Source organism: Burkholderia cepacia GG4 (assembly GCF_000292915.1).
Lineage (GTDB): Bacteria > Pseudomonadota > Gammaproteobacteria > Burkholderiales > Burkholderiaceae > Burkholderia > Burkholderia cepacia_D.
Genome location: NC_018514.1, coordinates 1,266,184 through 1,288,019 on the forward strand (window position 1 = coordinate 1,266,184; position 21,836 = coordinate 1,288,019).

17 protein-coding genes are annotated in these 21,836 nt (G+C 68.7%); 9 read left to right on the plus strand and 8 right to left on the minus strand.

Features of this window, described 5'->3' with window-relative positions:
• Positions 1-54 precede the first annotated feature (54 nt).
• The 6 genes from GEM_RS21435 (at position 55) to GEM_RS21460 (ending at position 8,853) form a co-directional block, all read left to right on the plus strand.
• A complete protein-coding gene (locus GEM_RS21435; protein WP_014899488.1) occupies positions 55-3,222 on the plus strand; it encodes an efflux RND transporter permease subunit in 3,168 nt (1,055 codons plus the stop codon).
• Positions 3,223-3,255: 33 nt separating this feature from the next.
• Positions 3,256-4,488, plus strand: coding sequence for an efflux RND transporter periplasmic adaptor subunit (locus tag GEM_RS21440; RefSeq protein WP_014899489.1), 1,233 nt, complete (start codon positions 3,256-3,258; stop codon positions 4,486-4,488).
• Positions 4,489-4,493: 5 nt separating this feature from the next.
• Positions 4,494-5,999 carry an efflux transporter outer membrane subunit gene (locus GEM_RS21445; protein WP_014899490.1) on the plus strand — a complete coding sequence of 502 codons (1,506 nt, stop codon included), beginning with the start codon at positions 4,494-4,496 and terminating at the stop codon, positions 5,997-5,999.
• A gap of 21 nt (positions 6,000-6,020) precedes the next feature.
• Complete coding sequence (locus tag GEM_RS21450) at positions 6,021-6,716, plus strand: heavy metal response regulator transcription factor (protein ID WP_014899491.1); 696 nt, start codon at positions 6,021-6,023, stop codon at positions 6,714-6,716.
• On the plus strand, positions 6,713-8,161 hold the full coding sequence (locus tag GEM_RS21455) for a heavy metal sensor histidine kinase (protein ID WP_014899492.1): 1,449 nt from the start codon (positions 6,713-6,715) through the stop codon (positions 8,159-8,161). Before GEM_RS21450 ends, GEM_RS21455 begins: the two co-directional genes overlap by 4 nt.
• 95 nt (positions 8,162-8,256) lie before the next feature.
• Positions 8,257-8,853 carry a LysE family translocator gene (locus tag GEM_RS21460; RefSeq protein WP_014899493.1) on the plus strand — a complete coding sequence of 199 codons (597 nt, stop codon included), beginning with the start codon at positions 8,257-8,259 and terminating at the stop codon, positions 8,851-8,853.
• A gap of 216 nt (positions 8,854-9,069) precedes the next feature.
• Here GEM_RS21460 and GEM_RS21465 read toward each other — a convergent pair whose 3' ends face one another.
• Positions 9,070-9,918 (minus strand): AraC family transcriptional regulator, encoded by an 849-nt coding sequence (locus GEM_RS21465; protein WP_014899494.1) that lies wholly within the window; start codon positions 9,916-9,918, stop codon positions 9,070-9,072.
• 166 nt (positions 9,919-10,084) lie between these two features.
• Here GEM_RS21465 and GEM_RS21470 point away from each other — a divergent pair, with 166 nt between their 5' ends.
• A complete protein-coding gene (locus GEM_RS21470; protein ID WP_014899495.1) occupies positions 10,085-10,879 on the plus strand; it encodes an SDR family NAD(P)-dependent oxidoreductase in 795 nt (264 codons plus the stop codon).
• 44 nt (positions 10,880-10,923) lie between these two features.
• On the opposite strand, the gene GEM_RS21475 is transcribed toward GEM_RS21470, so the two are convergent.
• The 5 genes from GEM_RS21475 to GEM_RS21495 all read right to left on the minus strand — a co-directional run bounded on the left by GEM_RS21475 (position 10,924) and on the right by GEM_RS21495 (position 16,126).
• A complete protein-coding gene (locus GEM_RS21475; RefSeq protein ID WP_014899496.1) occupies positions 10,924-11,298 on the minus strand; it encodes a hypothetical protein in 375 nt (124 codons plus the stop codon).
• A 223-nt stretch (positions 11,299-11,521) separates the two neighbouring features.
• The gene (locus GEM_RS21480) at positions 11,522-12,592 is read right to left on the minus strand and encodes an AI-2E family transporter (RefSeq protein WP_014899497.1); all 1,071 of its coding nucleotides are present in this window, start codon (positions 12,590-12,592) and stop codon (positions 11,522-11,524) included.
• Between the two features lie 160 nt (positions 12,593-12,752).
• Positions 12,753-13,862 carry an NADH:flavin oxidoreductase/NADH oxidase gene (locus tag GEM_RS21485; protein ID WP_014899498.1) on the minus strand — a complete coding sequence of 370 codons (1,110 nt, stop codon included), beginning with the start codon at positions 13,860-13,862 and terminating at the stop codon, positions 12,753-12,755.
• A gap of 122 nt (positions 13,863-13,984) precedes the next feature.
• Entirely contained in the window at positions 13,985-14,671 is a 687-nt protein-coding gene (locus GEM_RS21490; protein WP_014899499.1) for a type 1 glutamine amidotransferase domain-containing protein, read from the minus strand.
• A gap of 420 nt (positions 14,672-15,091) precedes the next feature.
• Complete coding sequence (locus tag GEM_RS21495; protein ID WP_014899500.1) at positions 15,092-16,126, minus strand: substrate-binding domain-containing protein; 1,035 nt, start codon at positions 16,124-16,126, stop codon at positions 15,092-15,094.
• A gap of 168 nt (positions 16,127-16,294) precedes the next feature.
• On the opposite strand from GEM_RS21495, the gene GEM_RS21500 reads away from it, so the two are divergent.
• Entirely contained in the window at positions 16,295-17,875 is a 1,581-nt protein-coding gene (locus GEM_RS21500) for a glycoside hydrolase family 68 protein (RefSeq protein WP_014899501.1), read from the plus strand.
• A gap of 155 nt (positions 17,876-18,030) precedes the next feature.
• Positions 18,031-19,677: a glycoside hydrolase family 32 protein gene (locus tag GEM_RS21505; RefSeq protein ID WP_041490781.1), complete on the plus strand. Its 1,647-nt coding sequence runs from the start codon at positions 18,031-18,033 to the stop codon at positions 19,675-19,677.
• A 67-nt stretch (positions 19,678-19,744) separates the two neighbouring features.
• On the opposite strand, the gene GEM_RS21510 is transcribed toward GEM_RS21505, so the two are convergent.
• On the minus strand, positions 19,745-20,494 hold the full coding sequence (locus GEM_RS21510) for an SDR family oxidoreductase (protein ID WP_014899503.1): 750 nt from the start codon (positions 20,492-20,494) through the stop codon (positions 19,745-19,747).
• Between the two features lie 146 nt (positions 20,495-20,640).
• Positions 20,641-21,558, minus strand: a complete 918-nt coding sequence (locus GEM_RS21515; protein WP_014899504.1) for a LysR family transcriptional regulator — start codon at positions 21,556-21,558, stop codon at positions 20,641-20,643.
• Positions 21,559-21,836 lie beyond the last annotated feature (278 nt).

Below are 21,836 nucleotides of genomic sequence, written 5' to 3' on the forward strand. Positions count from 1 at the left end.
TATCATTCGGGTTCCCTACACCGACGCCTGATCACCGCCTGTCCCGCTGCCTCCATGTGGATCGTCAATCTTGCGCTCAGGCGCCCCTACACGTTCATCGTGATGGCCATCATGATCGTGCTGGCCACCCCGCTTGCGCTGATGCGCACGCCTGTCGACGTCCTGCCGGCGGTCAACATTCCCGTCATCAGCGTGATCTGGAATTACAACGGCTTCTCCGCGTCGGAGATGACCAACCGCATCACGGCCGTCCATGAACGGATCCTGACGACGACCGTCAACAACATCCAGCACATCGAGTCGACCTCGCTGCCCGGCATCGCGGTCGTGAAGGTGTTCCTGCAGCCCGGCGCGAACGTGCAGACCGCGATCGCGCAGACGGTCTCGTCCGCGCAGGCGATCGTGCGGCAGATGCCGCAGGGCGCGACGCCGCCGCTCGTGATCACCTATTCGGCATCGAGCATTCCGGTGATCCAGCTCGGGCTGTCGAGCAAGACGCTCAGCGAACAGTCGCTCGCCGACATCGCGCTCAACTTCCTGCGCCCGCAACTGATCACGATCCCGGGTGCGCAGATCCCGTTCCCGTACGGCGGCCGCACGCGCGTCGTCGCGATCGATCTCGACCCGCAGGCGCTGCTCGCGAAGGGCCTCACGCCCGCCGACATCGTCACCGCGGTCAACGCGCAGAACCTGGTGCTGCCGACCGGCACCGCGAAAATGGGCCAGACCGAATACCGGATCGACACGAACGCGTCGGCCGACACGATCGCCGACATCGGCAACCTGCCGATCCAGACCGTCAACGGTGCGACAACCTACCTGCGCGAAGTCGCGTCGGTGCGCGACGGCTTCGCGCCGCAGACCAACGTCGTGCGCCAGAACGGCCAGCGCGGCGTGTTGATGTCGATCCTGAAGACCGGCGATGCGTCGACGCTGAAGGTCGTGTCGGACCTGAAGGCGCTGCTGCCGAAGGTGATCCCGACGCTGCCCGAAGGGCTCACGATCACGCCGCTGTTCGACCAGTCGGTGTTCGTCAACGCCGCCGTGCAGGGCGTGATCCACGAGGCGCTGATCGCCGCCGTGCTGACCGCGATGATGATCCTGCTGTTCCTCGGCAACTGGCGCAGCACGCTGATCATCGCGATCTCGATTCCGCTGTCGATCTTCACGTCGCTGATCGCGCTGTCGGCGCTCGGCGAGACCATCAACATCATGACGCTCGGCGGGCTCGCGCTCGCAGTGGGGATCCTGGTCGACGACGCGACCGTCACGATCGAGAACATCGAGCGACACTTGCACCTCGGCACCAGCCTGCACGACGCGATTCTCGAAGGCGCGGGCGAGATCGCGGTGCCGGCGTTCGTGTCGACACTGTGCATCTGCATCGTGTTCGTGCCGATGTTCTTCCTGACGGGTGTCGCACGCTTCCTGTTCGTGCCGCTCGCCGAGGCGGTGGTGTTCGCGATGCTCGCGTCGTACGTGCTGTCGCGCACGCTCGTGCCGACGCTCGCGATGCTGCTGTTCCGCCCGCAACAGGCCAGCACCGGCCCCGACCATTCGACGTCGCGCTTCGCGCGCATCCATCATGCGTTCAACGATGCGTTCGAGCGGCTGCGTGCGTGGTACATCGTGCTGCTCAGCATCCTGCTGGTGCGCCGCCGCTTCTACGCGACCTGCTTCCTCGGCTTCTGCGTGCTGTCGACCGGCCTCGTGTTCGTGCTCGGCCGCGACTTCTTCCCGAACGCCGATTCCGGCAACATCCGGCTGCACATGCGCGCGCCGACCGGCTACCGGATCGAGGAAACCGCGCGCCTCGCCGACCAGGTCGAGCGCGTGATCCGCGAAGCCGTGCCGCCCGACGAGCTCGGTGCGATCGTCGACAACCTCGGGCTGCCGGTGAGCGGCATCAACCTCTCGTACAGCAACAGCGGCACGATCGGCACGCTCGACGGCGAACTGCTGATCGCGCTGAAGCCGGGCCACCGTGCGACCCAGCACTATGTACAGGCGCTGCGCACGCTGCTGCCGCAGCGCTTCCCCGGCGTCGAATTCTTCTTCCAGCCGTCGGACATCATCACGCAGATCCTCAACTTCGGTCAGCCGGCCGCGATCGACCTGCAGGTGCTCGGCAACGATCTCGCGAGTAACATGGCTATCGCAAGCAGCCTGATGAAGAAGATCAGGCAAATCCCCGGCGCCGTCGACGTGCACGTGCTGCAGCGCAACGACGAACCGACCCTGGTGGCCGACATGGACCGTACGCGCATGCAGCAGCTCAGCCTCTCCGCGCAGAACGTCGCGCAGAACATGCTGATCTCGCTGTCCGGCAGTTCGCAGACGACACCGTCGTTCTGGATCAGCCCGCGCACGGGCGTCCAGTACCCGCTGCAGATCCAGACCCCGCAATACAACATCTCGTCGATCGACGACCTGCTCGGCACGCCGGTGTCCGCGAGCGGCCGCACCGGCATGCCGCTGCAACTGCTCGGCAACCTCGTGCAGGTGCATACCGTCTCGAGCCCGGCCGTGATCACGCACTACAACATCCGCCCGGCGATCGACCTGTACGTGAGCGTCGAGGGCCGCGATCTCGGCGCGGTCGCGGGCGAGATCGACCGGATCGTGTCCGACGCGCGCCCGACGCTGCCGCGCGGCACCGACCTGACGATGCGCGGCCAGGTCGAGACGATGCGCACGTCGTACCTCGGCCTCGGCGCGGGCGTCGCGATGGCGATCGTGCTCGTCTACCTGCTGATCGTCGTCAATTTCCAGTCGTGGCTCGACCCGCTGATCATCATCAGCGCGATGCCGGCCGCGCTCGCCGGCATCGCGTGGATGCTGTTCATCACCGGCACGCACCTGAGCGTGCCCGCGCTGACGGGCGCGATCATGACGGTGGGCGTCGCGACCGCGAACAGCATCCTGGTCGTGTCGTTCGCGCGCCAGCGCCTCGCGGCCGGCGCGCCGCCGCTCACGGCCGCGCTGGAGGCCGGCGCGACGCGGATCCGCCCGGTGCTGATGACGGCGCTCGCGATGATCATCGGGATGGTGCCGATGGCGCTCGGTCTCGGCGAAGGCGCCGAGCAGAATGCGCCGCTCGGCCGCGCGGTGATCGGCGGCCTGCTGTTCGCCACCGTTTCGACGCTGCTGTTCGTGCCGCTCGTGTTCGGCGGCGTGCATGCGCGGCTGGCCCGCCGGCGCGCACGCCAGGCCGGCCACTGACTTTCGCCCCTAGCCCATAGACCCGGTCAATTCATGGAAGAGAAACATCACAGCTCCGTCGGCATCCAGGTGGACGAACACGGCATGCACCTGCCGACCCGCACGTCGGTGGCGCGGCGCGGGCGGATCGTGCTGATCGTGATCGGCGTGCTGCTGGCCGCGGGCGCCGCCCGCACGATCGTCGTCAACGTGCTGAACCGCAACCGGCTCGACGCCGTGGCCGCACAGAACACGCGCCAGTACGTGAACGTCGTGCATCCGGTCGACGCGGCCACCGGCGGCAAGCTGACGCTGCCCGGCACGCTGCGCGGCTTCGTCGAGGCGCCGATCTACGCGCGCGCGAGCGGCTACGTGCTGCGCTGGCAGGCCGATATCGGCGCACACGTGAAGCAGGGGCAGTTGCTCGCCGAACTCGACACGCCCGAGCTGAACCAGGAACTCGCGCAAGCCACCGCGCAGCGCCAGCAGGCGCAGGCCGCGCTCGCGCTCGCGAAGACGTCGTTCGAGCGCGCGCAGCAGCTGCGCCAGCGCGATGCGGTATCGCAGCAGGAGCTCGACGACCGGCAAGGCGCGTTCAACCAGGGCACCGCGAACCTCGCCGCGGCCGACGCGAACATGCGCCGGCTCACCGAACTGAAGGGTTTCCAGCGCATCGTCGCGCCGATCGACGGGATCGTCACGCAGCGCAACGTCGACGTCGGCGATCTCGTCAACTCCGGCAACGCGGGCCGCTCGCTGTTCACGGTCGTGCAGGCCGACCGGCTGCGCCTGTACGTGCAGGTGCCGCAGGCATACGCGCAGCAGATGAAGGTCGGCCAGCACGTGAGCGTCGCGCAGACCGAGCTGCCCGGCCAGACCTTCGACGGCACGATCACGCGCACGTCGGAAGCGATCGACGTCGCGACGCGTTCGCTGCAGATCGAGATCACGCTGCCGAACCCGGACGGCCGGCTGCTGCCCGGCGCCTACGTGCAGGCAACGCTGCCGATGCTGCCGGTCGGCCGCCTGCAGATTCCGGCCAACACGCTGCTGTTCCGCGCCGAAGGGCCAACGGTCGCGACCGTCGACGCGAACGGCCACGTGCGCCTGAAGGCGGTGACGGTCGTACGCACGATCGGGCAGACACTCGAAGTCGACGGCCCGCTCACGCCGAACGACCGCCTCGTCGCGAACCCGAGCGACGCGCTCGCGACCGGCGACACGGTCGTCGTGCAGGCGCCGCCGGTCGTGAAGCCGGCATCCGCTGCCGCGGGAGCGGAGTCGTGAGCGCGATGCGCGCCCGCCTGCGCCCGGCGGCGATCGCGGCCGTCGTCGCGGTCGCGGCCCTCGCCGGCTGCACGGTCGGCCCCGACTACCGGCGACCCGCCGTCGATACGCCGACCGCGTGGCGGCTCGACCCGGCCGACGCGTACTGGCACCCGGCCGCGCCGGCACATGCGCCGCTCGATCCGGCCTGGTGGACCGCGTTCGGCGATGCGCAGCTCGACGCGCTGGAGGCCGACGCGCTGCGCAACAACCAGAACCTCAAGGCCGTCGCCGCGCGCTACGACCAGGCGAAGGCGACGCTCGCGTCGGTCGCGTCCGCGCAGTATCCGGCCGTCGGCCTGAACGCGAGCGGCCAGCGCTTCAAGATCTCCGCCGACCGGCCGCAGACCAACTACGCGACGCAGAGCATGTCGACGGTGCAGAACGACGTCCAGGTCGGCGCGAGCGTCAGCTATGAACTCGACCTGTTCGGCCGCGTGCGGCGCAGCGTCGAATCCGCGCAGGCCGGCTCCGAGCAGGCGCGCGACGATTTCGCGAACGCGCGCCTGGTGCTCACCGCCGATCTCGCGTCGAGCTACTTCGCGCTGCGCGAGCTCGACACCGAGATCGATGTCGTCAAGCGCTCGATCGACCTGCAGCAGAAGGCCCTCGACTACGTGAGCGCGCGCCACGATCTCGGCGCCGTATCGGGCCTCGACCTGCTGCAGCAACGCGCGCAGCTCGACGCGACGCGCACGCAGGCGCAGTTGCTGATCCAGCAGCGCGCGCAGGTCGAGACCGCGATCGCGACGCTGGTCGGCACGCCGGCCCCCGCCTTCTCGCTGCCGCCGCGCGTGGTGCAGATCAACGCGCCCGCGCTGCCGACCGGGATGCCGAGCGACCTGCTGCAGCGGCGGCCCGACGTCGCGTCGGCCGAGCGCGCGATGGCCGCCGCGAACGCGCAGATCGGCGTCGCGCGCGCCGCGTATTTCCCGCGCATCGCGCTGTCGCCCGATATCGGCTGGGATGCGACGCGCTTCTCGGGCCTGTTCACCGTGCCGGCGCTGCTGTGGTCGGTCGGCGCGTCGGTCAGCCAGCCGCTGTTCGAAGGCGGCAAGCTGAAGGCCGGCGTCGATTTCGCGCAGGCCGGCTACGTGGCCGCCCAGGCCAACTACCGGCAGACCGTGCTTACCGCGTTCCAGGAGGTGCAGAATGCGGTGACGGGCCTGTCGGTGCTGGCGCAGGCCGCGCAGCAGGCTGCTGCCGCCGTCGACGACGCGCGCAAGCTCGTGTCGCTCGCGCAGGACCGCTACGCGGGCGGCCTGACGCCGTTCATCGACGTCCTGACGGCCCAGCAGCAGTTGCTGACGAGCGAGCGCCAGGCCGTGCAGATCCAGGGCCAGCGCGCGGCGCTCGTCGTGTTTCTCGCGAAGGCGCTCGGCGGCGGCTGGGACGGCGGTGCGACGGGCGGCACCGCGCCGACCGACGTCGCGGCGGCCGGCCCACAGCCCGCCGCGAGCATCGGCCCCTAACCCGGTTACGCAAACGAGCCTATGAAAGTCCTGATCGTCGAAGACGAACCGAAAGTCGTCGAATACCTGAAGAGCGGCCTGACCGAGGAAGGCTGGGTCGTCGATACCGCGCTCGACGGCGAGGACGGTGCGTGGAAGGCCGTCGAATTCGACTACGACGTGGTCGTGCTCGACGTGATGCTGCCGAAGCTCGACGGCTTCGGCGTGCTGCGCGCGTTGCGCGCGCAGAAGCAGACGCCCGTCATCATGCTGACCGCGCGCGACCGCGTGGACGACCGCGTGCGCGGGCTGCGCGGTGGCGCCGACGACTACCTGACCAAGCCCTTCTCGTTCCTCGAGCTGATCGAGCGGCTGCGTGCGCTGACGCGCCGCGCGCGCGTGCAGGAATCGACGCTGATCTCGATCGGCGACCTGCGCGTCGACCTGATCGGCCGGCGCGCGACCCGCGACGGCACGCGCCTCGACCTGACCGCGCAGGAATTCCAGCTGCTCGGCGTGCTCGCGCGGCGCAGCGGCGAGGTGCTGTCGAAAACCACGATCGCCGAGCTCGTGTGGGACGTGAACTTCGACAGCAACGCGAACGTCGTCGAGACGGCGATCAAGCGGCTGCGCGCGAAGCTCGACGGCCCGTTCGCGGAGAAGCTGCTGCACACGATCCGCGGGATGGGCTACGTGCTCGAGGCCCGCGAGGAAGGCGACGCGGAGCGGCACCCATGAAACGCTCGATCACCCTGCGGCTGTCGGCGATGTTCGGCATCGTGTCGCTGCTCGTGTTCACGCTGGTCGGCTGCGGGCTGTTCGTGATGATGGAGCGCCAGCTGTTCGCCGAGCTGCGCGCGACGATCGATACGCGTGCCAAGGTCGCGCAGATGATCGTGTCGCACGCGACCACCGCCGCGCGCGGCCGCCTGATGCAGGAAAAGCTCGCCGACCTCGAACCGCCCGACGGCTCGACGCGCTACCGGGTCGTCAGCCCCGATGCCGACTTCCGCTTCGGTCATCCGATCGACGGCGTACCCGTCGGCGAACCGTTCGGTTCGTTTCAGCAGTACGCGCTCAACCACAGCAGCTACGACGTGATGACGAAGACCGTCCCGATCGCGGGCAGCGGCGAGCGCCCCGACCTGACGCTGATCGTCGCGTCGTCGTGCGAGCGCACGCAGCGGATGCTGCGCCGTTTCGTGTGGACGCTCGCCGCACTGATCGCGATCGCCACCGTCATCACGCTGCTGCTGAGCCGCGCGGTCGCGCGCTTCGGGCTCGCGCCGCTCGAACGGCTGTCGCAGGACGCGGCGGCCGTCAGCGCCACCAATCGCCGCCAGCGGCTGCAGACCGACGCGCTGCCGACCGAACTGCGCGATCTCGCCGCGTCGTTCAACGGCGCGCTCGAGCGCATCCAGCAGACCTATGCGCGACTCGAGGCGTTCAATGCGGACGTCGCGCACGAGCTGCGCACGCCGATCAGCATCCTGATCGGGCAGACCCAGGTCGCGCTGACGAGCCGCGACCGCTCGGTCGACCGGATGCGCCAGACGCTGCAGTCGAATCTCGAGGAGTTCGAGCGGCTGCGCGTGATCATCAACGACATGCTGTTCCTGTCGCGCAGCGATCGCGGCGAACGCGCGACCGACCTCAAGGACGTGTCGCTCGCCGACGAAGTGCGGCGCATGCTCGACTTCCTCGAGATTCCGCTCGACGAAGCGCGGCTGCGCGCCGAACTGCACGGCGACGCGCGCGCGGCAGTCGATCCGTCGCTGTTCCGCCGCGCGATGACGAACCTGCTGATCAACGCGATCCAGCATTCGGCGCCCGGCGCGACGCTGAATGTGACGATCACGCGCCGCGACACGCTCGTCGACGTATCGGTCGCGAACCCCGGCGAGCCGATCGACCCGGTGCAGCGTTCGCACGTGTTCGAGCGCTTCTACCGGCTCGAGGAAGCACGCGCGAACAGCAAGGAGAACCACGGGCTCGGACTGTCGATCGTCAAGGCCGTCGCGGAGATGCACGGCGGCAGCGTGTTCGTCGCATGCGCGGACGGCATCAATACGTTCGGCTTTTCAGTGTCGACGCAACCGTGCAGCAGCGGCCCGCCGCGCACGGCCGATGCGACCGACCCGCACGCGCTGCAGCCGGCGCACGCGCCGCGCGCGTTGCACTGACGGCGGCCACGCCGCCGAGGGCAGTTTTCTTCAATACGGATACGGCCGGCTTCTTTAGTCTCGATGCGACTTTGACATTCGCATGGAGGCTCCTGATGAGCATGCTGGTTTCAATGGCCGCGTTCGCGCTCGCGTCGTCGATCACGCCCGGTCCCGTCAATATCGTCGCGCTCAGCGCGGGCGCGCGCCACGGTCTCGGCGCCAGCCTGCGCTATGCGGCCGGCGCGACGCTCGGCTTCGTCGCGCTGTTCCTGCTGATCGGCCTCGGGCTGCACGCGGCGCTCGCGCGCTGGCCGATGCTGACGACGGCCACCCAATGGTCGGGGATCGCGTTCCTGCTCTACCTCGCGCTGCGTCTCGCGCTCGACGACGGCCGGTTGTCAGCCGATCCGGATGCGTCGAACGCAGCCGGCCCGTCGGCGGCGGCCGGCGCGGCGATGCAATGGCTGAATCCGAAGGCGTGGCTCGCGTGCGTGGCCGCGATGGGCGCGTATGCGGCCGACGGCGACCGCGCGCAGGTGTGGCAATTCGCGGCGCTGTATCTGGTGATCTGCTTTGCGTCGATTGCGTGCTGGGCGTATGCGGGTGCGTCGCTGCGGCACCGGCTCGCGAATGCGCGGCGGATGCGGCTGTTCAACCGGGCGATGGCGCTGCTGCTCGCGGGCAGCGCGCTTTATCTGCTCGACGTCTAGTGTCGTCGCTGTGACGCGCATTGTTGCGGCAGGTGCCGCCGGCGGCCGGTCATGCGGTCATGCGGTCATGCGGTCATGCGGTCATGCGGTGTGCGGTGTGCGGTGTGCGGTGTGCGGTGTGCGGTGTGCGGTGTGCGGTGTGCGGTGTGCGGTGTGCGGTGTGCGGTGTGCGGTGTGCGGTGTGCGGTGTGCGGCACCGACCCACCGTTTCGCCGCTCAGCTCGCGGCGCTTCGATATTGCCCCGGCGTGGCGGCCGCGATGCGCCGGAACGCGCGCTGGAAATGCGCCTGATCCGCAAAGCCCGCATCGAGCGCGACGTCGGCGATCGGCCGGCCTCGGCGCAACTCCGCGCGGCCATACTGCACACGACGGTCGATCAGGAACGCGTGCGGCGTCATCCCGTAACGGGCGTTGAACGCGCGGATCAGGTAGGACGGCGACAAGTCGGCGGCCGCGCAGATCGCATCGAGCGTGACGGCCTGACGGCAATGCGCGGCGATGTAGTCGGCCGCGCGCGCGAGCTTTGCATTGTCGGCCCCGCGCCGCGCCGCGTCGGGCAACTCGCGATCGAGCGCGCCGTGCAGCCGTGTGAAGAATTCGACCGCCGCGCTCTCCTTGCCGAGCGGATCGACGCCGGGTGCCACGAGCGCGCGGTAAAAGCCGCCGAACTGCGCGAACAGGTCGCGCCGCTCCGTCAACTTCGGCGAAAACCCGTGAAAATCGCTGTTCGGGTCGCGCCCGAGCGAATGCTGCAGCCGCGCGAGCCACGGCACGTCCACATAGACCATCCGGTAAGCCCATGCGTCGGGGCCGTACGGATTGCACGCATGCACCTGCTCCGGATCGATGATCACGAGCACGCCGCGCCCGACATGCGCCTTCGTCGCGCCGTTCAGGTAGGTGCTCGTGCCGCCGACGATCGCGCCGAGCGAAAACGTGTCGTGCGTGTGCTTCGCGTAGCAGATCGTCCGCCCGTCGTCGACGGTGCGCGCCTCGATGAACGGCAGCGCGGCGTCGCGCCAGAACGGCGACGGCACAGCGAAGGTGTTGGCGGAACGGCTCACGCGACGGGCTCCCGGATCGGACGACGAACGCACACCGTACAAGACTGCGCGGCGCGATGCAACCGCGACCCGACGCGGCGCGGCGCGGCCGGATCGCCTAAGCTTTGAATTCCGGCCGCCGCGGCGAACGCGGCGGGTTCCGTTCCCTCTTCCAACCGGTACGCTCATGCTCATCGATCTGACAGGCAAGACCGCGGTCGTCACCGCCTCCACCGCCGGCATCGGGCTGGCAATCGCCGAAGGGCTCGCACGCGCGGGTGCACGCGTCGTCGTCAACGGACGCAGCGACAAGTCGGTCGAGTCGGCGCGCGCGCTGCTGCGCAGCGCGGTGCCCGACGCGGACGTCGACGGCGTCGCCGCCGACCTGTCCGACGCCGCCGGCGTCGCCCGCGTCACGCAACATACGCCGGAAGCTGACATCCTCGTCAACAATGCGGGCATCTACGGGCTGAAGGGATTCTTCGACATCGACGACGACGAATGGGCGCATTACTTCCAGATGAACGTGATGTCCGGCGTGCGCCTGGCGCGGCATTACCTGACGGGCATGCTGGCACGCAACACGGGCCGCATCGTGTTCATTTCGTCGGAATCGGGCCTGAACATCCCGGTCGACATGATTCACTACGGGTTCACGAAAACCGCGCAGCTGGCAATCGCGCGCGGTCTCGCGAAACTCGCGGCCGGGACCAACGTGACGGTCAATTCGGTGCTGCCGGGGCCGACGATGTCGGAAGGCGTGCGGGCGATGCTGAAGGCGACGGCCGACGAAACGGGCCGCAGCATCGATGACGTCGCGGTGGATTTCGTGCGCAGCGAGCGCGCGACGTCGATCATCCAGCGGCCGGCGCAACCGGAGGAAATCGCGAATCTGGTGGTGTACGTGTGTTCGCCGCAGGCTTCGGCGACGACGGGCGCCGCGCTGCGCGCCGACGGCGGCGTGCTCGACACGATCGCTTGATGGCCCGCTGACCGGCACGCCAGGAGCGTCGGAGCGCCGCCGCCCTATCGGGAAGCGGCCTTGGCCGGCTGGAGCGTGCCCTTGCGGTCGGCGTCCATGCAGGTATCGAAGCCGTGTTGCGTGACGGCACCGGCGTTGTCGAACACGACGAAGAAAGTGCGGTGATCGTTGCCGTGCTCGATGAAGTAGTTGTAGCAGACGCCGCTGCCGTTGCGGACCATCCACACGCTGCGCGGGTTGCCGCCGGCGCGGACGACGTCGGCGCGCGTCGCGCCGTGTCGCGACGCGGCCCTCGCCAGCGGCGTGCGCGAATACGAGAACGGCAGCCACGAGTCGAACCACGCGCAGCCGTGCAGCATCAGGCAGCTGGCGGCCAGGGAGAGCGTCGCTGCGGGGCGGGACATCGAAATCAATCGCATGCTGGGTGAAATCTGCTGCGCCATGCCGGCGTGATCGAAAGCCCCATGCTACTAGACCTTTGGGTCCGGATCGAAAAGAAATGTAGAGACTTGTGTCCGACGCCCCGCCCGACGCAGTCCGGCGCGCGCCCGATCGTCGCGAATCGTTGCGGCACCGCGCGGGCTCGCACACGCGTCGATGCCGTTGCGCCGATGTGACGAATCGGCGCAACGGTCGGCATCGTCAAGCGACCCATTCGGTCCACAGCATCGTCAGCACCGTCATCAGCGCCGGGCCGACGAACAGCCCGATCAGCCCGAACGTCTCGGCACCGCCGAGGATGCCGAACAGCACGAGCAGGAACGGCAAGCGGGTCGAGCTGCCGATCAGCACCGGCCGCACGAAATGCTCGGCGACGAACACGACCACGAAGCCGAGCACCAGCACCACGACGGCCCACACGGTCGCGCCCTGCACGAACAGCCAGAGCGCCGCACCGCAGAACACGATCGGCGCGCAGAACGGCAGCATCGCGGCAACCGCCGTGACGAGTCCGAGCAGCGCCGCATGCGGCACCCCAGCCAGCGCATACCCGACACCGAGAATCGCGCCTTCGCCGAGCCCGACCACGACGAGCCCCGTCACCGTGCCGTACACGGCCTCGACCATCCGCTCGATCAGATCGGCCCCGCCGCGGCCGAACGCGCGCCGCGCGCCTTCCAGCAACGCGCCCGACAGCTTGTGGCCCGCGCGCAGGATCACGAACAGCGTGACCAGCATGAAGCCGAACTCGAACAGCGCATGTGCGAGCTTGGTGCCGAACTGCCGGCCGAACGCGATGAACTTCTCGCCGCTCGCGCCATGCATCGCCGTGCCTGCATGCAGCGGATGACCGAGATTGGCCTGCCACCATTCGGTGATCTGCGCGGCGCCGTAAGGCAGCCGGCCGACGACGTCCGGCAGCGGAATGCCGTTGTCCTGGATCGTGTGCAGCCAGATGCTCAGGTCGTGCTCCTGCGAGATCGCCTGGCCCAGCGCGATCGCCACCGGCAACACGACCAGCAGCGAAATCCCCGCGGTGATGACGGTCGCGATCAGGGTCGGCCGGTCGCGAAACCAGCGGTCCGATTCGAAGCGTCTCAGCAACGGCCACATCGTGATGGCGATCACGCATGCCCACGCGATGGCGGGCAGGAAATCGCGGATCACCCACAGCGCGAGCACCAGCAGCGCCGCATACAGCACGGCGCGGGCGATCTGCTGCGCGCGCGGCCGCGCGGCGGGATCGTGGGACGGCGGGACATGTGCGTGCATGGCACCTCGGTCGAAATGAAAAAATGGCGGTTCGCGCAGGCCGAAGACCTGTACGAACCGCCATTCTATCCATCGCCGCCGCAACGGCATGCGCACGCAGTGCCAAGCATCGTCAAATGCGTGCCGTGAACGCCGCGGCGCCGCGCGATGCAGCGCGCGCTCAGGCCACCTTGTCGGCGATGCGATAGCGTTCGAGCCAGTGCGCGTACGGCGCGGGCAGCGTCCACGACGGACGCTCGACGCCGAGCTGCTTGGCCGCGTAGTACGGCCAGTGCGGATCGGCAAGATGCGCGCGGCCGACCATCACGAGGTCGAGCTGCTCTTCGGCGACGACGCGGTTCGCCAGTTGCGGGGTGTCGATGCCCCATGCGGACGACACCGGCAAGCCGGCCTCGCGGCGCACACGTTCAGCGATCGGCGCGAGGAACGCCGGGCCCCACGGAATCCGCGCGTCAGGCGTCGAGAAGCCGACCGACACGCTCAGCATGTCGAGCCCTTCCTGCTTCATCCGCTGCGTGAGCGCGATCGATTCGGCGAGCGTCTCTTCGTCGCGGCCGTCGTATTCGATCACGCCGAGACGCGCGGTCAGCGGCAGGTGCTCCGGCCAGACCTGGCGGACGGCCTTCAGCGTGTCGACGAGGAAACGGCCGCGGTTTTCGGCCGAACCGCCGTATTCGTCGTCGCGCTGGTTCGAATGCACCGAGAAGAAGCTCTGGCCGAGATAGCCGTGCGCAAAGTGCAGTTCGAGCCATTCGAAGCCGAGGTCGCGGGCGCGCTTCGCCGACGCCACGAAGTCGGCCTGCACGCGTGCGATGTCGTCGTGCGTCATCGCACGCGGCGTCTTCGGCAGGTGCGCGCCGAACGGCACGGCCGACGGTGCGATGGTCTGCCAGCCGTGCGGATCGCCGTCGGCGATGTGGTCGTCGCCTTCCCACGGGCGGTTCGCGCTCGCCTTGCGGCCCGCATGCGCGATCTGGATGCCGGGCACCGAGCCGGCCGCCTTGATCGCCGCGACCGACGGCGCGAACGCCTCGGCCTGCGCATCGGTCCACAGCCCGGCGCAGCCCGGCGTGATGCGGCCTTCCGGCGACACGGCCGTCGCCTCCGCGATCACGAGGCCCGCGCCGCCGCGCGCGATGCCGGCCAGATGCACGTGATGCCAGTCGTTGACGACGCCGTCTTCGGCGACGTACTGGCACATCGGCGGCACCGCAATGCGGTTGCGCAGCGTGACATCCTTGAGTTTGAACGGTTCGAACAGGGCAGACATCCACGACTCCTTTGCTTGGTTCTGCGAAACGACTGGATGTTCCACCGTGCGGTGCGCACGGTGGAACGATATGGATTGTCGTCGGGCCGGCTGCGCCCGACGACGGCGACGGCCGGGCCGGCTTACCGGCGGCCGAGCTGCGCGAGCAGCGCCTCGGCCGCGGGCTCCGACGATGCGGGGTTCTGCCCCGTGATCAGCAGCCCGTCGGTGACGACATGCGGTACCCAGTCGGCACTGCGCTCGAACTGCGCACCGTTGGTCTTCAGCATGTCCTCGACGAGGAACGGCACCACTTCCGTCAGCTCGACGGCCGCTTCCTCGCTGTTGGTGAAGCCCGTCACACGCTTGCCGCGCACAACCGACTCGCCGGTTTTCGGGTCCTTCACGTGGCGCAGCACGCCCGGCGCATGGCACACGGCCGCGACCGGCTTGCCGGCCGACAGCGCGCGCTCGATCAGGCCGATCGAATGCAGATCCTCGGCGAGATCCCACAGCGGGCCATGGCCACCCGGATAGAACACCGCGTCGTAATCGTCGATCGACACGTCGGCCAGCTTGCGCGTGGCCGCGAGATCGGCCTTGGCCGCCGAATCGGCGTCGAAGCGGCGTGTCGCGTCGGTCTGCGCGGCCGGATCGCTGCTTTTCGGGTCGAGCGGCGGCTGGCCGCCTTTTGGCGACGCGAGCGTCAGCTCGACGCCCGCATCCTTGAACGCGTAGTACGGCGCGGCCAGTTCCTCGAGCCAGAAGCCGGTTTTCTTGCCGGTGTCGCCGAGCGTGTCGTGCGAAGTCAGGACAACCAGAATCTTCATGATCGGACACTCCTTCGAAATGGGGGAACGGGGCCGCGTCGTACGGCGGCCAGCATGACGCCCGCCGCGTGCCGGACGACGGCGCGCCTGCCGGTTAGTCAGCTATCGCGCGTCAACGTGCCGCTTACGTACCGAAAATGCTGTCCAACTCTATTAGACCAGTCGTCTAGATGTGCGCCGAAAAAAACGACGGCGTCTGCGGCACGACCAGCATCGCAGCGCGATATGGCATTTTCGCGTACGGGTCGCGCACGGCAAGCACGGCGTCATATTTCATTCTCGAGGTCGGATGATATCCGCGGATTAGACCGGTCGTCTAGCGACGAGGCATTCAGCCCTGCCGCCATCATGGCTTTTGCCGCGGGCGCGCGTCCCGCAACGTCCGTTGCCGAGCGCGCCCCACTCGCGCCACCCCATCGGCTAGCCGTGCAGCGGCCCATCAGTATCGCCGGCCTCGATCACCGGCAGCTCGAGTCGATGGCCGTGCACGCCGTCCGCGAGCAGCCCCAGCATCAGGTCCGCCAGCGCACGCCCCGATGCGTGTCCGGTCGGCTGCACCACCGCCGTCACGCGATGCGGATGCGCGACGTCGGGCGGCACGCCGTCATAGACGATCAACGAGATGTCGCGGCCCAGGCGCAGCCCGCTGTCGGCCAGCGCCCGAAACGCGCCGCCGCCGGCGATATTGTTGTCGACCAGCAGCGCCGTCGGCCGCTCGGCCCGCGCGAGCAGTGCCTGCGCGCCCTGCTGCCCGCCGTCGCGCGTGAACGGACACTCGACCAGCAGCGCCGGATCAGGTTCGATGCCGGCTTCGCGCAGCGCGGCGAGATAGCCGGCGCGACGCTGCATCGCGAAATTGAGCGACAGCGGCGCGCTGATCATCGCGATGCGTCGATGGCCAAAGCCGATCAGGCGCCGCACGGCATCGCATGCGCCGGCCTCGTTGTCGAAATCGAACCACGCGTAAGGCTCGGCGGCTTGCGTGCGGCCATAGGCGACGTACGGAAACGCACTCGAGCGCAGGTACGCGAGGCGCGGATCGTCGACCAGCGTGCGTGCGACGATCAGCCCGTCGACGAGCTTGCCGTCGACGAGCCGCCGATACGTGTCCAGCTCGGCGTTCGGCCGCGCCGACGCGATGAAGAAGTCGAGATTGCGCTCGGCGAGCCGCTCCGTGATGCCCGCAACGACCTCGCCGAAACGCGGATCGCCGAGATCGCCTGCGCCGAACGGATACACGATGCCGATCGCATCGGCCCGCCCGGTCGCCAGCCGGCGCGCGGTCGGATCCGCGACATAGCCGAGTTCGCGCGCGACCTTCATCACGCGTTCCCGGGTCGCCTCGCTCACGTCGTCATAGCCGTTCAGCGCACGGCTGACCGTCGTGCGCGACAGCCCGAGCGCATCCGACAGCGCCTTCAGATTCACCTTCACGTCGCTCCTCGCGTTGTGCATGCCATTCGGCCAGGCCGCTTGTGCGGCAATTATTTCCGAATGGTAGTTATTACCGTCAAATATTTATCTTTTGACGTCCAAACCGGTTTGAAATAGCATCCAAACCGGTTTGGATGTCGATACCGCCGTCAGCCGCTCTCTTTCACCGTCAACGGAAACTACGCCGACATGACCTATTTTCCTTTTTGCCGCACGACCGCGGCCAAACGTTTGCTGTTCGCTGGCGCCGCACTTGCCGCCTTCGCGTCCGTTGCGCACGGGCAGACCGCCGGCGCGCCCGCGCCCACGCCACACACGCAGCAGGCATATGACCCCGAAAGCAACTTCACGATGCGCTGGACCCGTGCGGACATCCGCCAGATCGTCGCGCAGTCGCACACGGCCGGCGCCGACCGGAACTCGCTGCCGCAAGCGCTGACGATGCCGGACATCCCGCAGGATTTCCCGCTGATCAACCCGAACGTCTGGGTCTGGGATACCTGGCCGCTGGCGGACCTGCGCGCGAACCAGCTCAGCTACAAGGGCTGGGAAGTGATCTTCTCGCTGACCGCCGACCCGCATGCGGGCTACACGTTCGACGATCGTCACGTCCATGCGCGCATCGGCTTCTTCTATCGCCGCGCCGGCATTCCCGCCTCGCAGCGGCCCGCGAACGGCGGCTGGACCTGGGGCGGCCATCTGTTCCCGGACGGAGCGAGCGTGAAGGTGTTCGGCACGTCGCCGATGACCAACAACGCCGAATGGTCGGGCTCGGCGCGCCTCACGCAGGGCGACAACGTCAGCCTCTACTACACCGCGACGTCGTTCAACCGCTCGGCACCGGGCGGCGCCGACATCACGCCGCCGCAGGCAATCATCACGCGCGCCGACGGCCACATCCATGCCGACGACAAGCACGTCTGGTTCAGCGGCTTCGACGATCACAAGGCGCTGCTGCAGCCGGACGGCAACTACTACCAGACCGGCCAGCAAAACACCTACTTCTCGTTCCGCGATCCGTTCGTGTTCACCGATCCCGCCCATCCGGGCAAGACCTACATGGTGTTCGAAGGCAATACGGGCGGCCAGCGCGGCGCCCGGACCTGCACCGGGGCCGACCTCGGCTATGCGCCGAACGACCCGTACAAGGAAGACCTCAACGCCGTGATGAACTCGGGCGCAGTGTATCAAAAGGCCAATGTCGGCCTGGCGGTCGCGACGAACCCGCAACTGACCGAGTGGAAGTTCCTGCCGCCGATCCTGTCGGCGAATTGCGTCGACGACCAGACCGAACGCCCGCAGATCTATCTGAAGGACGGCAAGTACTACCTGTTCACGATCAGCCACCGCACGACGATGGCCGCGGGCGTGGACGGGCCGGACGGCGTCTACGGTTTCGTCGGCAACGGCATCCGCAGCGACTTCCAGCCGTTGAACGGCGGCAGCGGGCTCGTGCTCGGCAACCCGACCGACTTCTCCGCGCCGGCCGGTGCGCCGTATTCGCAGGACCCGAACCAGAACCCGCGCGAGTTCCAGTCGTATTCGCACTACGTGATGCCGGGCGGGCTCGTCGAGTCGTTCATCGATGCGATCGGCCCGCGTCGCGGCGGCACGCTCGCGCCGACGGTGAAGGTCGGCATCAACGGCACGTCGACGGCGGTCGACCGCGCCTACGGACGCGGTGGTCTCGGCGGGTACGGCGACATCCCGTCGAACCTGCCCGCGACGGGCGCCGGTCACAACGACGGCGGCGCCGGCACCCGACCGTAACGGCGGCGGCCGCGTAGCCAGCCGGTTCGGCGGGCGTCCATCGCGCGTGTCGCGTGTGCGCCCGCCGCTTTTTGTTCCGCAGACCGCGCATGTCGCCGCTGTACGCGGCATGCGCCCTTCTTTCCCGCTTCGCGCAGCGGAGCACGGGCCCCCGCATGAGATCGACGTTTTCCCGCTTTTCCTTCCGGCTCGCCGGGCTGCTGCTCGTGTGGGCGGCCACCCTGCACGCCACCGCCGCGACGTGCGGCGTGCCGCCCGCGGGCGGTACGCCACAATGGCGACCCGCGCTGCATTACACGCCACAACGCAACTGGATGAACGATCCGAACGGTCTCGTTTACGAAAACGGCCAATATCACCTGTTCTACCAGTACAACCCGCTCGGCCAGGACTGGGGCAACATGTCGTGGGGTCATGCGACCAGCACCGATCTCGTCCACTGGCGCGAGCAGCCGGTCGCGATGCGCGCGAACGCGACCGAGGAAATCTTCTCCGGCTCGATCGTCGCCGACACGCACAACACTTCCGGTCTCGGCGCACCGGGCAAGACGCCGCTCGTCGCGCTATATACGAGCGTCTACAAGGCCGGTTCCGGTCACGCACCCGGCACGCAGGCGCAGTCGCTTGCGTACAGCCTCGACCACGGCGCGACCTGGCAGCCCTATGCGCACAATCCCGTGCTCACGCTCGATCCGGAATCGAAGCAGTTCCGCGACCCGAAGGTGTCGTGGTACGCGCCGGGGCGCTACTGGCTAATGACGACCGTCGTCGCCGACGCGCAGGTCGTGAAGCTCTACCGGTCCGACGACCTGATTCACTGGGCGTTCCTGAGCGACTTCACGCTGCCGGACGTGCCGCATGCGGGCGCGCTGTGGGAGATGCCCGACCTCGTGCCGCTGCCCGTCGACGACGATCCGCGGCACCTCAAGTGGGTGATGATCGTCAACGTCAATCCGTGGTCGATCGCCGGCGGTTCCGGTGCGATGTATTTCGTCGGCGACTTCGACGGCCGCCGGTTCGTCCCCGATCGCGTTGCACCGGCTGGTTCCGATCCCGCGCAATTCCGCTGGGTCGATCATGGCGCCGACTTTTATGCCGCCGGCACGTTCTCCGGTGCCCCCGGCGCGCGCCCGGTCGCGATTGCATGGATGAGCAACTGGGACTACGCGGCGGCAGCGCCGACGGCGCCCTGGCGCGGCGCGACGACGTTGCCGCGCGCGTTCGCGCTGAAGACGATCGGCGGCGAACCGACGCTCGTCGTGACGCCGGCCGCCGCGTTCGACGCGTGGGCGGATGGGCGGCCCGCCGTGCATGAAGGCGACCAGCGCGTCGAGTCCGCCACGCGCGAGCTGTCGGCCGCCACGCGCGGCACCGTCCAGCGCATCACGGTGACGCTTGCGCCGCAACGCGCGGCCCGCGCGGGTTTGATCGTCCGCAGATCGGCGGACGGCGCGATCGGCACCCGGATTGTGTACGACACGGCGAAACGGACGCTGACACTCGACCGCTCCCGCTCCGGCGCAATGAACTTCGCCGGCACGTTCAGCCGCGAACACATCGTCGACCTGCCGCTCGAGCACGGCCGGCTGCAGCTTGAAATCGTCGTCGATCGCGGTTCGGTCGAAGTGTTCGCGAACGGCGGCCGCGTGGCGCTGACGGACCTGATCTTTCCGCCGCTCGATGCGGATCGCGTCGCCGTGTTCGCCGAGCAAGGCAGCGCGACGTTCTCCGGGCTGACGGTGACGCAACTCGATGCGCGCGGGCAGGCCGACGAGGCCCGTAACGCCTGCCCGTCGCGCTAGCCAGGTGATACCGGCAGGGCAATCGCCCGACGTCGCGTCAAGCGGTGGTCCCCTGCCGGTTTCACGCTCAAAGCAACCCCATCCCGCCCGACGCGATGATTTCCGCGCCGACGATGAACGCGGACTCGGGCGCGCTCAGGTGCAGCACCGTCGACGCGATTTCATCCGGCGTGCCGAACCGGCCGATCGGCACGAGGCCCTTGATCTTTTCAGCCGTCTCGTCGAGCGTCGCCGCATCGAGCCCGAGCTTGCCGTACAGCGGCGTCTGGACCGGTCCGGGGCTCACCACGTTCACCCGCACGCCGTGCGGCAGCAATTCCGTCGACAGCGTCTTCGCGAACGAATTGACGGCCGCCTTGCTCGCCGCATACACGGACGAACCCGGCATCCCGATGTGCGCGTTGATCGAGCCGTTGATGACGATCGACGCGCCGCGGTTCAGCAACGGCACCAGCGCCTGGATCTGGAAGTACGCGCCCTTCACGTTGGTGTTGAACACGAGGTCCCACAACGCCTCGTCGATATCCGCGAACGGTGCGAGTTTCGCGACGCCCGCATTGATGAACACGGCGTCGAGCCGCGCGCCGGATGCCGCGATCGCGTCTGCCAGCGCCCGCGCCGACGCGACGCTGCCGGCCTCGTTGCGGATCGCGAGCGCGCCGTCGCCAAGTGCTTCGCGCGCGGCGTCGAGCGTCTGCGCGTCGCGACCGGTGATGATGACCCGCGCGCCTTCGGCCGCGAATGCCCGTGCGGCCGCCAGGCCGATGCCGCTGTTGCCGCCCGTGACGAGTACCGTTTTTCCTTCGAAGCGTTGCATGATGTTCTCCTGTGAACCGGTGAGTTGACCGTGAACACAGGATGCGCGCGGCGCCCGGCCTTGCCGTACGACGGGCGCGGCAGACATGTTCGAAATCTTCGAACATGTCTGCCGGGGCCGCTTCCGCGCGTGCCCGCCTGGCGCACTCAGCCCGCCACGTCGATCCCGTCGAGCAGGCGCTGCGCGAGCCGCGGTTCGCGCAGTTGCTCCAGCCACCATTGCAGCGCGCGGCCGTCACGGTCGCCACGCCACGCGACGTACAACACGTTCGGTTCACGTGGATCGGCCGTTTCCTTCTCCACGAGGTCGCCGCGCGCGAGCAACGACGTGACCCGCCGGCGCGGCACCCAGCCGACGCCGAGCCCGTCGCGCTGCGCGAGGATCTTCGCGCGCATCGACGGCACCGCGAGCACCGCCTGTCCGCCGAGCAGCCCGTACGCACGGCCGACCGAGCGCCGCGACGAATCGGCGACGACGACCGCGCGATGCGCGCCGATCGCGTCCCGGGTCAGCCGCTCGCTCGCCGACGCAAGCGGATGGCGCGGCGCGACCGCGAACACCCATTCCATCGCGCCGAGCTCGAACCACTTGAAGCCTGGAATCGCCGGCGGCTCGTTGGTCGCGCCGACGACCAGATCCGCGCGACCGTCGCGCAGCGCTTCCCAGGTGCCGCCGAGCACTTCGTGCGTGAAGCGCAGCGATACGCCCGAATCGAGCGCATCGAACGCGCGGACGACCGGCAGCAGCGTGTCGAACTCGAGCACCTCGTCGCTGACGATCCACAGCCGGTCCTCCCAGCCGCTCGCGACCTGCCGCACGCGCTGCGTGAGCCGCGCGACGTCCAGCGCGAGCCGCGACGCCTCCTCGGTCAGCAACTGGCCGGCCGGCGTGAGCTGCAGCCGGTAGCCGCGTCGGTCGAACAGCAGCGCGTCGAAGCGCGTTTCGAGCTGCCGCGCGGCGTGCGACACGGTCGACGGCGCCTTGCCGAGCCGCGCGGCCGCCCGCGACAGGCTGCCGGTGGCGCGGATCGCATCGAGCAGCGCGAGTTCGTCTTCGGACAGCATGAGGGCGCTCCGGTCTGGGGGTGTGGTGGATCGTAAGGCAGCGGCGGGTGGCGGTGCAATCGAATGGCGCTGCCGGCATCGGGCGCATGGCGTGCCGGCCGGGGCGGCGCAGCGTGCCGCGTGCAGTGCCATCTGCCGCATCCGGCGGGCCTTGCTCGCCGCCGTTTCCTGTTTCGTCGACGCGACGCGCGTTCCCTGGCTGAACGACGCCGCCCGCTCGTGCCCGAGCGCCGATCCGGCCATGGACTTCCGGTATGCTGATCGACATCAAATCCCCG